General features: G+C 27.0%; 13 protein-coding genes. 7 read left to right on the forward strand and 6 right to left on the reverse strand.

Annotated elements, in window-relative coordinates:
* Nucleotides 1–84 precede the first annotated feature (84 nt).
* From Q5O44_RS01635 to Q5O44_RS01650, 4 genes are all read left to right on the forward strand, one after another.
* The gene (locus Q5O44_RS01635; protein ID WP_370545558.1) at nt 85–1,383 is read left to right on the forward strand and encodes an LCP family protein; all 1,299 of its coding nucleotides are present in this window, start codon (nt 85–87) and stop codon (nt 1,381–1,383) included.
* Nucleotides 1,384–1,510: 127 nt separating this feature from the next.
* A complete protein-coding gene (locus Q5O44_RS01640; protein ID WP_022166640.1) occupies nt 1,511–2,146 on the forward strand; it encodes a site-2 protease family protein in 636 nt (211 codons plus the stop codon).
* Nucleotides 2,147–2,217: 71 nt separating this feature from the next.
* Nucleotides 2,218–3,594 carry an arginine--tRNA ligase gene (locus tag Q5O44_RS01645; protein WP_022166641.1) on the forward strand — a complete coding sequence of 459 codons (1,377 nt, stop codon included), beginning with the start codon at nt 2,218–2,220 and terminating at the stop codon, nt 3,592–3,594.
* A 46-nt stretch (nt 3,595–3,640) separates the two neighbouring features.
* Nucleotides 3,641–4,756, forward strand: a complete 1,116-nt coding sequence (locus Q5O44_RS01650) for an AI-2E family transporter (RefSeq protein WP_022166642.1) — start codon at nt 3,641–3,643, stop codon at nt 4,754–4,756.
* 22 nt (nt 4,757–4,778) lie between these two features.
* Here the strand turns inward: Q5O44_RS01650 and feoB are convergent, their stop codons facing one another.
* Nucleotides 4,779–6,677 (reverse strand): ferrous iron transport protein B, encoded by a 1,899-nt coding sequence (gene feoB, locus Q5O44_RS01655; protein ID WP_022166643.1) that lies wholly within the window; start codon nt 6,675–6,677, stop codon nt 4,779–4,781.
* Nucleotides 6,678–6,689: 12 nt separating this feature from the next.
* Complete coding sequence (locus Q5O44_RS01660) at nt 6,690–6,911, reverse strand: FeoA family protein (RefSeq protein WP_022166644.1); 222 nt, start codon at nt 6,909–6,911, stop codon at nt 6,690–6,692.
* Nucleotides 6,912–7,117: 206 nt separating this feature from the next.
* Here Q5O44_RS01660 and Q5O44_RS01665 point away from each other — a divergent pair, with 206 nt between their 5' ends.
* Nucleotides 7,118–7,810, forward strand: coding sequence for a ribonuclease H-like domain-containing protein (locus tag Q5O44_RS01665; protein ID WP_022166645.1), 693 nt, complete (start codon nt 7,118–7,120; stop codon nt 7,808–7,810).
* 46 nt (nt 7,811–7,856) lie between these two features.
* Here the strand turns inward: Q5O44_RS01665 and Q5O44_RS01670 are convergent, their stop codons facing one another.
* Nucleotides 7,857–8,726 (reverse strand): ComEC/Rec2 family competence protein, encoded by an 870-nt coding sequence (locus Q5O44_RS01670; protein WP_022166646.1) that lies wholly within the window; start codon nt 8,724–8,726, stop codon nt 7,857–7,859.
* A 111-nt stretch (nt 8,727–8,837) separates the two neighbouring features.
* On the opposite strand from Q5O44_RS01670, the gene Q5O44_RS01675 reads away from it, so the two are divergent.
* Together Q5O44_RS01675 and Q5O44_RS01680 are read left to right on the forward strand one after the other, a co-directional pair.
* The gene (locus tag Q5O44_RS01675) at nt 8,838–9,554 is read left to right on the forward strand and encodes a 1-acyl-sn-glycerol-3-phosphate acyltransferase (protein ID WP_022166647.1); all 717 of its coding nucleotides are present in this window, start codon (nt 8,838–8,840) and stop codon (nt 9,552–9,554) included.
* Nucleotides 9,555–9,929: 375 nt separating this feature from the next.
* Nucleotides 9,930–11,678, forward strand: a complete 1,749-nt coding sequence (locus tag Q5O44_RS01680) for a hypothetical protein (protein WP_022166648.1) — start codon at nt 9,930–9,932, stop codon at nt 11,676–11,678.
* A 36-nt stretch (nt 11,679–11,714) separates the two neighbouring features.
* On the opposite strand, the gene Q5O44_RS15200 is transcribed toward Q5O44_RS01680, so the two are convergent.
* The 3 genes from Q5O44_RS15200 to Q5O44_RS01690 form a co-directional block, all read right to left on the reverse strand.
* A complete protein-coding gene (locus tag Q5O44_RS15200; protein ID WP_022166649.1) occupies nt 11,715–12,377 on the reverse strand; it encodes a putative ABC transporter permease in 663 nt (220 codons plus the stop codon).
* Nucleotides 12,378–12,470: 93 nt separating this feature from the next.
* A complete protein-coding gene (locus Q5O44_RS01685) occupies nt 12,471–12,671 on the reverse strand; it encodes a DUF378 domain-containing protein (protein WP_022166650.1) in 201 nt (66 codons plus the stop codon).
* A gap of 64 nt (nt 12,672–12,735) precedes the next feature.
* Nucleotides 12,736–13,203, reverse strand: a complete 468-nt coding sequence (locus Q5O44_RS01690) for an Lrp/AsnC ligand binding domain-containing protein (protein ID WP_022166651.1) — start codon at nt 13,201–13,203, stop codon at nt 12,736–12,738.
* Between the last annotated feature and the right edge of the window lie 199 nt (nt 13,204–13,402).

Genomic DNA, 13,402 nt, shown 5'->3' on the forward strand with positions numbered 1-13,402 from the left:
TAATATATAAGAAAAGGAGGCGGCAAAATGAGCAGAAAGAAAAAGAGCTGGTCAACAACAAAAAAGGTAGTCTTATCTTTAGTAATGGTTTTAGTTATTTTAATAGGAACTGTATTAGGATTTTATAAGCATATAAAAAATAAAATTTATGTAAAAAAAGAACCATCAATTTCTAACAATGATTCAGAATTCAAAGAAGTTGAAGGAATTACAAATGTTTTATTAATAGGAGTAGATGCAAGAGATTTAGATGAACCTTGTAGATCAGACTCTATGATCATTGCAACATTGGATAATAATAATAAAAAAGTTAAATTAACATCGTTATTTAGAGATACTTTAGTAGATATACCAGGACATGGAGAAGCTAAACTTAATTCAGCATATATGCTTGGTGGGCCAGAGCTTTTAATGAAAACTGTTAAGGAAACATATAATGTAAATATAGATAAATATATAATAATTAATTTTTGGGGATTTGAAACTATTGTTGATTACATAGGTGGAATAGAGGTTGATGTAAAAGATTATCAATTAGAAGAGCTTAATAAATATATAGGTGAATCAACTGGTGGAAATGATTGTCCTGTTGAAAAGACTGGTATACAGACTTTAAATGGTAAACAAGCTTTATCGTATGCGAGAATTAGATATAACGTTGGGGATGAATATGAGAGAACTGACCGTCAAAGAGAAGTAATATTTAAAGTGATAGAAAAATTACAAAATACCAAGCCAAGTAAATATTTGGGAGTAATGAATACTATGCTTGAATATATCAAGACAAATATTGATCCGTTGGAAGCTTTAAATATGGCATATACAATATATAAGTTCCCAAGTCTTGATGTGGAACAATTACAAATTCCATTAGTTGCTTTATCTGAAACAAGAAACTATAAGGAGTTAGGTTCTGTATTCTTGATGGATAGACTACAAAATGCAAGTATATTATATAACTTTATATATGAAAATATATATCCAAATGAAGAACAATTTAATTATGATTCATTAAAAACAGAACTTCAAAAATATGCAAATCAAGAATCAGTTTATAATAAAATGTACGATATAAATCCAAATGATTATATTGAAGCACAAGATGGTGAAGTCAAAAGAGGTAATAATTCTATGGAAGCACCGCAAGAACCAAATTATGTACCGAATGAACCAATTTCTGCACCTGAAGAAGAAGCAGGTGATAATAGTGGACAAGTTCCACCAAATGAAGATTCTGGAGAGAATATACCAAGTACACCTGTCCCAGAAGTACCTAAAGAACCATCTGAAGGAACTGAAGATAGTAATTCTGGAACTGAAGAAACTGAAACTCCAAGTGAAGGAGTGCAGCAAGGGGTAAATGATAATTTAAATGGAAATTAAATTTAAAAGAACTGCAATGTTGCGGTTCTTTTAAATATGTAAAATTATAAACTTATTATTAAATTTATATTATTTGAAAAAAAATTATGATATAATAATAAGCAAATTATGCAAAAGAGGTGAAAAGATGAGAAATTTTGATTTATTTAATTTGATTATATCTGTACCAGCAGTATTGATAGCTTTTACAGTACAGGGATATGCTAAAGCTTTAGTAGCTGATAAGTTAGGGGATAAGACACCAAGATTTCAAGGAAGACTGACATTAAACCCAATAGCTCATATTGATCTTGTAGGATTTATAATGATTCTTCTATTTCATTTTGGGTGGACAAAACCTATAGAAACAAATCCAAGAGCTTATAAAAGAGGATATAAAGATGCAATAAAAGTATCTATTGCAGCACCTATAGGTAATTTAATAGCAGCATTTATTGGTATGTTTATATATGTATTCTTAATAAGATATATGGGAACAATGTTAACAGGTGCAGGTGGAACTGTATTATTAAGCATGGTTTATGCTGTTGTAAGTGTAAATGTAAGTTTATGTGTATTTAATTTATTACCGCTTCCAGGTTTGGCAGGATTTGAAATACTTAGAGATTTAGCGCCAAAACATTTTTATAAAATAGCAGATAAGATATATCAATATCAATTTTTAATCTTAATGGTTGTGGTTTTTGTGGGATCAAGTTTTCTTTATTATCCTGTAAGTTTTATAATTAATTTATTTTATAGAATTGTGAGAATTATACTTTAAAAGAAGTGGCTCTGCCACTTCTTTTGTCTTATAATTACTATTGAGATGTAGATATATTCAGGGAGAAGTTTATGAAGCATATAAATATTTTAGTGGGGATTATTGAAAAAGAACTTCAAGTTGAGAGAGAAATAATCAAAAAATCTATACGGATAAATGATTCAAAAGAGTATGGAGATTATACTATATTATGCTTTATGTTTAAAAATCATTTTAAAGAAAGCCCTTTAATTATTGCAAAAAAAATATCATCTATTTTAGCGGAAAATGGAATAAAAGGTTCTGAAGCAGTAGGGCCTTATGTCAATTTATATATAGAAAAAGAAAGAATGTTAGAAAAAATTTTTTCACAATTTAATGTTGAAGATAAAAGTATACAAATTGATGAAAAGATATTAATTATAAATAAGATCAAAAGTTCATCTACAGTAATACAATTAAATGATTTATATAAATTAATCATAAATGAATTTATTGAAGGGTTATATGGAAATAAGGGATATAAAGTTGAATGCTATAATTCCATTTGCGAGAAAGAAAAAATTCTAAGTATTAATTATATTTTAGAAAAAATGAAAAATATGGAACTAATAAAGTATTATGATAGTGAAGAAATAGTAGAGCTTAAAGAATTTAATCTTCCACCTTTAATAATTAGAGATAAAGATTATAATTTGACCATAGAAGATTTAGCTTATCCGTTACATAGAGCATATGATAAAAATACTACTAAGATAATAATAATTAGAAATAAATATGAAAATACCAGATACAATCAAATATATTCTATTATGAAAAAGGTAGATTATGAAATAGCAGAAAAGCTAGAAAGTGTATCCTTAGGATTTATTAAATTAAATGAAAATATAAAAAAATATATAAGGAATGAAAATCATATTATAAAATTATTATTAAAGAGGTCTAGAGAAGAAGTGGTTCTTGCTTTGGATAAAAATGAAATAAATATTAAAGAAGTAGATATTGAGAGGATAGCTATTGAAAATTTGATTTTTAAATTTTTTAAAAAAGATATAGGTAGTGATGTTATTTTTGATTACTATGAATCATTTAGCATTAAAGATAATAGCTATTTAAAAATTAAAATTATGGAATGTTATCTTAATGAAAAGTTTAATAATATGCAAGGAAAAGAGTCAGCTATAAATTATGATTATTACCACTTAAAAGATAAATTAGAGTTAATAAATTTAATAGAGGAGTATATACAAGCTATTAAAACTAGTAGAAAGAATTATAGTAGTGCACAAATAATAAAATTAATAGATAGAGTTGCAGAGCAAATATCAATAATACGTGAAGAAAAAATAGATGATGAAAAGATTTATTTATTAATAGCGATTTGTAATGTTACAAAAAAGGCTTTTAAGTTGCTAGGGGTCAGCAATGATATGTTAATAAATAAGATACAAAAGTTAACTGTATCTTAATAAATTTTTTGGTATAATCAAATTATGTAATAAAGGAGTGAAATGATTGTTTTTAAAAGATAATAAATATAAAGATGTAATAATAGCTGTTTTGATAACATTTGCATTTTGCATAATTATTTATAAAGCATTTGATATATTAGGTCCAGGAATAACTTATTTTTTTAAGGAGTTTGTATCATTATCAATGCCTTTTGTTTATGGAATTGTAATTGCGTATATTTTAAGTCCTGTTGTTAGGATTTTTGAAAGAAGATTAAAGTTAAGTAATGGAATTTCTATTGCACTAACATATGCAGTATTTTTAGGAATAATATTTGTTTTATGTATTTATGGTATACCATCTTTAATTGATTCCATAAAGGATATAGCTTCTAATGCAGATAGTTATATGGAGTCAGTACGAAGTTTTATTGATAAAATAACAAATAATCCTATGTTAAAGGATTTTGCAAGCACTACTGGAGTTGTAGCAAATTTGGAAACATATATTAGTAAGGTTGGCACAATAGCTGTTAATTTATTAGAAAGCTCATTAAGTGGAATATTTAGTGTATCTTCCCAAATAGTAAAAGTTATTTTAGGATTTATAGTATCCATATATGTTTTAATAGATAAAAATCGTTTAATTGCAGCAAGTAAGAAATTTTTAGAACTTTTTATTAAAAAAGAAAAAACGGAAAAAATTATTGAATTTATGAAAATTTATAATGATATGATAGGAGCCTATATAGGTATAAAGGCTTTAGATTCATTGATAATAGGCATAATGGCATTTATATTACTATCTATCGTTAATTCTGAATATGCTGTACTTTTATCAATTATTGTAGGATGTACTAATATGATTCCTTACTTTGGTCCTTTTGTGGGAGAAATAGTGGGATTTTTAATTAATTTATTTGTTTCACCTATAAAAGCAGTTATAGTGTTTGTGGTGCTATTTTCTTTACAGATGTTTGATGGATGGTATCTAGATCCTAAATTAGTCGGTAATAAAGTTGGTGTAAGACCTTTTTGGATTATATATGCTGTGGTTATTGGTGGAGGATTCTTTGGAGTGGCAGGAATGCTTTTAGGCTCACCTACAGCAGCAGTAATAAATATTTATTATAAAAGAATAGTTGGAAAAAAACTATCTAAGAAAAAAGCAGAAAAATAGAAGGCAGAAATTAATCTGCCTTCTATTTTTCTAATTTAATATTACAATTATCACAAGAACCTTTGCAGTTTTTGCATGAATTATTTTTTGAAGATCTATATAATATAAAGATAGCTGAAATTAATAATAAAGCTGTTATAAATATTTCAATATAAGATTTATTGTAAATAATTAGTGATCCTATATTATATACAGCAAATGATGCTATCCATGCTAATAATACTTGATATATAACAGAAAAAGCACACATTTTATTGCCAAATTCTTTTTTCATAGTTCCAATAACTGAAATACATGGTGTATATAAAAGTACAAAAACCATAAATGAAAATGCTGAAAGTGCCGTAAAGTGTAGTGGAAGCACAGCAGATAAATCTCCAGAGAAGATTACTGACATTGAGGCTACAACAGATTCTTTAGCTAATAGTCCTGTTAATAAGGAAACAGAAGATTGCCAGTTTCCAAAACCAAGAGGTTTGAATATAGGTGCAATAAAGGTACCTATTGAAGCTAATATACTGTCATTTACATCACATAAGCCATGGATATTAAAGTTTGATAAAAACCATAATACTATGCTCATAGCAAATATCACTGTACCTGCTTTAGTTAAAAAGCTTTTAGTTTTTTCTAATAATTGATTAGAAAGATTTTTAAATGATGGTGCTTTATATTCAGGTAATTCTATTAAAAATGGTTCTTCATCATTTTTAAATATAGTCTTATTAAATATAAGACCTATTACAAAGGCCATTATTATACCTAAGAAATATAATGAAGCAACTACTATTCCAATATGTTTTGGGAAAAATACTAAAGCAAAAATACTGTAAACAGGAAGTCTTGCATTACAACTCATTAAAGGAACAAGCAATGCTGTTAACTTTCTATCTTTTTCACTTTCCAATGTTCTTGCATTCATTATAGCTGGTACAGAACAGCCAAATCCCATGATCATAGGAATAAATGCTTTGCCAGATAAACCAATTTTTCTCATAATCTTATCCATTAAGAAAGCTACTCTAGCCATATATCCACTATCTTCAAGGATTGTTATGCATGTAAAAAGAGAAAGTATTATAGGTAGTAATACTATTATTCCTCCTACACCAGCAATAATACCATCTAGAATTAATGATTGAAACCATGGGTTAAAACTAGAAATAGAATTTGCTACAAAAGGAGTGAAATAATCATCAACTAATACTCCTAATAAATCTGAAAGAGGTTGTCCAATCCAAGAAAATGTTACTTGGAACATCAATGCTAAAATCATAAAGAATATAGGATAAGCAAGCCATGGGTTAAGAAGTAGACTATCTAGCTTGTCATTTCTTTTAGAAGTCTTTGATTTGATGTTTTTTTGAGACTTTGACAAAATTGTCTCTATGTATTTATAAGTTTCTTTTTCAGATGAAAAACTATTTATTTTATTTGTACATTTTAAAGCTTCTAAATTTTTCAAAGTAGCTTTGATTTCACTAATACCTAAGCCCTTAGAAGCTTGAATTGGTACTATAGTAACATCTAATAGAGAAGATAGTATATTGAAATCAATAAAAATACCTTTCTTTTCAGCTACATCAATCATATTTACTGCTAATACTATTGGTTTATTAAATTGTTTTAACTGAGTTGTAAGGTATAGATTTCTATCTATGTTGGATGCATCTACAATATTTAATATTATATCTACATCTTCATTTAGTAAAAAGTTCTTAGATACAATTTCTTCGTTAGAATAAGTATCCATAGCGTATATACCAGGCAAGTCCACAATTTTGATATCATCAAAAAATCCTTCCTTTTTATCAATGGTTACACCAGACCAATTTCCCACTTTTTGATTAGAACCTGTTAACAAGTTAAATAAAGTGGTCTTACCAACATTAGGATTACCAAGTAATGCAACAGTTTTCATATAATTCACCGCCTATTTAATTAAAAAAATATTCTTTGCATCTTTTTTTCTTATGGCTAAATCAAAGCCACGTATATTTATTACCAAGGGGTCACCAAGAGGAGCAACGCGTTTTAGTTCTACTTCCGTACCTTCTACTAATCCTAAAGCAGAAAGTCTTTTTGCTAACTTTAAGTCTCCTTTAATGCTATGAATTTTACCTTTTTCCCCTAATTTCAAATCACATAAACTCATAAAATCACCTCGAATTGAAAATCATTATCGTCTGATTAGTTATGTCAATATAATATCAAAATCTTTATAAAAGGTCAATGAGGTGTACTTGTTATCTAAAAATTACATATATCTATAACAAAATAATTTTGTGTGATATAATATATTTTATAAGTGTAGAAATGATTTATACAGGCGATAAAATTATGTAGAGAAAGAGTGATATTGTGATTATTCGAGAAAATGTCATTGAAGTTGAAGGCTATGATGAGATTGATATGCTAGAAGTTAATGGGGAAAAGTGTAAGCCAGAGGAATTGATATTTTTTGATTTAGAACATTATGTATATAAAAAGCCTAAATGTATAGGTGTTTTTGGTGCTTGTATATATAATAATATAGACAAAAAACTTTATGTTACCCAATATATGATTGAAAATAAAGGCGAAGTAGTAGATATATTAGTATTAGCAAAGAAGTATTTTTTAAAGATGAGGGAAATAGGTAAGAAGTCTATTGTGACCTTTTCTGGAAATAATGATTATACTGTTATTAATTATTTATTCAAGAAATATAATATAAATTTCAATATTGAAGGGGAATTTAAATCTATCGATATTCAAAAGGAATACGAAAAAAGTAAAAAGACTTCCATTGGGCTTAAAAACTTAGAAAAGCTATTTGAAATATTTAGAGAAGGCGAAGTAATAAGTGGATCAAACTTAGCTAAAACTTTTCATAAGGTTTTAAAAGATGACGAGTATATTGAAAGAATGCCTAAAGAAAAAATTGATACTATTTTGTTATATAATGAACAAGATGTAGTGAACTTATTTAAAATTCTTACCTCATGGGGAAGATATATGAAAGAAGAAGTTTTAAGTAATGATAATAAAAAAGAAGAAGAGGAAACTCAATAAAATAAATGAAAGATAGATTCTTAAAAAGAATCTATCTTTCATTTTTTCATTGATATAAGATTGAAAAAGATGAACCATCAGATTTTAAAATTATAGTTCCTAAAAGATCAGTTCTGTATAATTTTATATGGTAATTTTTTAAAAGATTTAATGTTGAAGCAGCTGGGTGCCCATACTTGTTGTTAGAACCTACAGATATAATAGCAACTTTAGGATTTACTGAATTTAAAAAAGCTTCACAGGTGGAAGAACTAGAGCCATGATGGCCAATTTTTAATATATGAGACCTGAGATTAATCTCATTTTTAATTAAAAATTCTTCGTTTTTTAGTTCTGCATCTCCAGTAAATAAAAAGGAAATATTTTTATATGTAAGTTTTATTATTGGTGAATAAAGATTTAACTCATCATCTGTATTTAGATTTGGTAAAGTATAAAACATAATAGAAGTTTCTTTTCCTAAATTAATAGAGTTAGAACCAGTGGATATAACGGAAATTTTTAAGTTTTTATCATTTAAAGCAGTAACCATATTTTCAAAAGTTAAGGTTGAAGCAGTTACTTTAGGGGCAAGAAATTTTCCAATGTGATATTTACGAATTATGGCATCCATATTTCCTATATGATCTTCATGAGGGTGAGTAGCTATTACATAGTCAAATTTACTAATAGATAGTTTATCTAAGTAGCCCAGAAGAGATTTTCTAGCACTGGATGGCCCGGAATCTATTAATAGATTATAACCATTAACATTAACTAAGATGCAGTCACCTTGGCCTACATCTATAAAATAAACTGTAAGGTAATTGCTATTTGAATTAGTTTTATTATATAATGAGGTGAATTGGAGACAATACAGTAAGGTAAGAATTAATATTAAAATGGTAGTAAAAGTTTTTAAGTATGTCTTCTTCATAATTCACCTCCGTGGTTAAGAGTTTTGACATGATGAGATAATAATATTCATTAAAGACAAAAAAATAGACTTATATTTAGATATGACAGAGTAAGGAGAATTAAAATTAATATGTTTTTTAAAGGGATAATGTACATAATATATATGCTTGCAGTAAGAATTAAAGGGATTAAATATTCTTATTTAAAAAAATATAAAGGAAATGAAGCTGCAGACAAATTTGTGGAAGAGATAGCTGTGAAATGGTCTACCTACACTATTAAAACCATAGGTATAGAAATTGAAGTTGAAGGAAAAGAAAATATTCCTACAGAGCCTTGTGTATTTATAAGTAATCATACCAGTATATTAGATATTCCAATTCTTTTTAAAACTATAAGCAAGCCTATAGGATTTATAGCAAAAAAAGAAATGTTAAAGGTGCCTGTACTGGGATATTGGTTAGAAAAAGCACATTGTGTTCCGTTAGATAGAAGTAATGCTAGAGAGGCTGTTAAATCTATTAGTGAAGGAGTAAAAAATATAAAAGAAGGATTTTCTATGGTAATATTCCCTGAAGGTACTAGAGGAAAAAGAGGGCGTGTAGGTGAATTTAAAAAGGGGAGCCTTAAATTAGCCACAAGAGCTAAAGCATTAATAGTTCCTGTAACTATAGAAGGAGCTAACAAGGGATTTGAAGATGAAAGAAGATTTAAACCTTGTAAAGTAAGAGTTGTATTTGGTAAGCCTATAAATCCTTCAGAATTATCTAAAGAGGAATTGGTTGAACTTGCTACAAGTATTAGAGAAGAAATAGTAATGAACATAAAAGAAAATGGATTAAATTGATGTGATAATTCAATTTAATCCATCTTTTTTATAAAAAAATAAAAAATCAAAAAAGAAAATGCAGGAAATGCATTGGGGAAATTGCAAAATATAATAAGGAAAATATTATATTATTATACAAAATTTAATATAGTGCTATAAAAATACAAATAATAGATATAAATAACAAGTAAAAAATCGAAAAAATCAGAAAAAGTCCATACAAAATATTTAAAACATAAAAAAACATACGTAAAAAAAGTAAGTAGAAATGAAATAATATTAAAAAATGAATAAAAATATTTTAATTATTGCAAAATAATGATATAATGTAGAAAAGCAATAAGTATATTTGTGATACAAATTGGTATAAAAGTATAAATGGAGGAGATAAAAATGAAAAAAGAATTTTCTATAAGTAATGATAAAGTTTTATTGAATTTTTCAGCAAAATATTGTACAAATTTTGAGTCTGTTTTAGATAGTGAAGGATTTAGAAGGGTTTTAGATGTATATTTAAAGAAGTCAGAAAAAAATGTTACTCTTTCATATAGATTTTTATCTGATTCTTTAGGCAGTAATGATAGTCATTTCATAAAGACAGAATTACTTAAATTATTTAAATGGCTTACTATAATGGATGCTAATGAGATATTAGAAATAGAGAGTAATTACAAAGCTATTTTTCAGGATAAGCAAGAGTTTATTAAGGTAGTAGAAGATTTATATTTATTTTGGAGAAGATTAGAAAGATATACAATTATTCATACAGATAAAGTAAGGCAAGGTATTGCAGCAATGAATTTTACAGAAGCTAACTCTGAATTTGCCAAGCTTATTTTAAGATTATATAGAAGAATAGAAGAAAATATCTTAGGAGTTTCTCCAAAGGTTTTCAGACAGATACCAGCAGGAGGTAACTGTAGTCTTATGATTAATTCTCTTTTATGGCCAGTACCTAGTGGTTATGAAATATTAGAGGATATAAATTTTATTGATTCTATATTATTAGAAGCTCCATTCATAACATATCCAAAGAAAAATACAAGGAATGGAATCTTTAAAGAAATAAAACATAACCCATTAAAATATTCACACATAACTAAAGAGCATTGGTTCTGTTACCCTGCTAAAGTAGGAGAACTATTAGCTTATGTATATTTCCATAGAGATTTTATGGAACATGGAGTTACTCTTTGCAACCTTTTTGAAATGGCAAAAGTTGAAGAGTGTAGAGGTAGAAAACCAGATATGATATATGTTTTTGGTGCAACTGATGAAGATAAAGAGTTAAAAACAGTATTTTATGATGATGAAGAAAACAATATAATGCTTGGATATGTAAATTATTCAGATGAAATAGATTATTTTGGTTACATGAAAAAAATGCTATTAACATTGCATAATCTAATAATGATAAAAAGAGGATATCTACCAATACATGGTGCAATGGTAAATATTGAAATGAAGAATGGAAAGCATGCTAATGTTGTAATAATGGGAGATAGTGGAGCAGGTAAATCAGAAAGCTTAGAAGCCTTAAGGGCACTTGGTGAAAACCAAATAAGTGGTATGATAACTATATTTGATGATATGGGTATCTTCAAAGAAAAAGATGGAAAAGTTTATGGCTATGGAACTGAAATAGGTGCCTTTGTTAGATTAGATGACTTGGATCAAGGGTATGCATTTAAAGAATTAGATAGAAGTATATTTATGAACCCAGATAAGATTAATGCAAGGCTTGTTATGCCAGTAGCACCATATAGCGAAATAATAAAAGGATATAAAGTAGATTTATTCTTATATGCTAATAATTATACTGAAGTAAAAGAAAATGAAAAGCATATAGATTATTTTGAAAATGCTGAAGAAGCAATTAAAGTGTTTAAATCTGGTGCTAGAATGGCAAAGGGAACAACTACAGAAAAAGGTTTAGTTGAAAGTTATTTTGCTAATCCTTTTGGACCAGTACAAAAACAAAAGGAAACAGATATATTAATTGAGAAATACTTTGATACACTATATAGTACTGGTGTTAAAGTAGGACAGATTAAAACATGCTTAGGGGTAAAAGGACAAGAAAAGAATGGACCTAGAGTAGCAGCTTTAGAACTATTTGATATAATTAAATCCATTAAATAATAATAAGGTATTGGCTTTTTTGCCAATACCTTATTTTCATATTTTATTAAAGGAAATTAACAACCTCCAATGAAGCTTGTCCTTTATCAGTGGTTTGTAAAAGTAATATTGATGAAAGGTGAGAGAAATTATACAACTTAGAAGCCAGTAAATGTTTTCTAAAAATATTTTTACAAAGGTTAATTTATATGAACTCATAATAAGGTCACCAATGAAATAGAATAGAATTAAAAAACAAATGGAAGTTAATTTGGTAGAAGGGATCAAAGATATAAGAAAAGAAATTACCGGATTTAATATTTTAATAACTATAATGGAACCAATACCCCAAATTAGAGAAAAGTAGAAACATATATATCCTTTTATATTTAAAGGATAAGAAGTATAATCCCAGTACCGTATATGGAAAAGAGTATCCAGAGCCCAACCTGTAATAAGCTCTAACGCAGAAGTGAATAAAATTGAAAAAATAAAAAGTGAGCAGATTTTGTTTTTGAATTTATTAAGAAATAAGTAAATCATAAGAAAGCCGAAGCCGTAAATAGTGCAAAAAGGACCAGTGAAGAATCCTCTATTGACGAAGTGATGATGAAGTGAATAAGCATATAATACTTCGCATGTCCACCCTAAGAAAGAATAAAAAGCAAATAAAATAATCATGGTACAAATATTTGAATTTATGAATTTATAAATTTTCATTAAGTATCAATCCTTTTTTAAAATATATCTATCATGAAAAAATATAAAAAAAGCCCTACATATAGTAAGGCTTTTTCATCATTAGTTTTATAATTAATCAATTACCTTACTTTTTGCAAAGAAAGAAATTGCATATAAGCCGCTTATTCCAACAAGGGCATATATAATTCTACTGAATATTGTCATTGATCCAAATAATGCTGCCACTAAATCGAATCTAAAGAAGCCTATTAAGCCCCAGTTTACTGCACCTATTATTACTAAAAGTAAAGCTATAGTATCTAATACTTTCATAAAAACAACTCCTTTATATTTTGTTTATATATATTTTTTACATAAAGAAGTATTTTTATGTATTCTAAATTGTAATGTTTCTGTCAATTGGCTGATTTAGTGAAATAATAGTATCAGTTCTTTGTATACCGTGGATTACATTTATTTTATTTAAAAGAATATCCTGTAAATCAGAGATATTTTTACATATAACCTTAGCAAACACAGTATAATCTCCAGTTGTTAAATGAAGCTCAACAACTTCGTTGATCTTGGACATTTCATTAACAACTTCTGTATAAGAAGAGGTTTTATCTATATAAATTCCTACAAAACAACATACATCATAACCAAGTTTAGGAAGATTTAAAAGAATTCTACTTCCTTTAATTATGTTTAATTCCTCCATTTTTTTCATTCTTACATGGATAGTACCGCCACTAACATGACACATTCTGGCAATTTCCAAGTATGGAGTTCTACAGTCTTTGATTAATATATCTAAAATTTGAAGGTCTAAGTCATCAAGTTGATAGTTTTGATTTAAACCCATAATAACACCCCTTTTAATAATTTAATAATATCTTTAATACATTTTATCAAAATATATATAAAAAATGAAGTAAAAAATAAAATCTTTTAATAGTGAGCTTTAAATTTAATATTTTATCAAAAAAATGGAACATAAAATTATGTTGAAAATATATTCATTTCCTTATAATATATAAGTATATTGTTATGAAAGGAGTATA

The sequence above is a fragment of the Clostridium sp. CAG:221 genome, from assembly GCA_000435835.1.
GTDB lineage: Bacteria > Bacillota > Clostridia > Clostridiales > Clostridiaceae > Clostridium.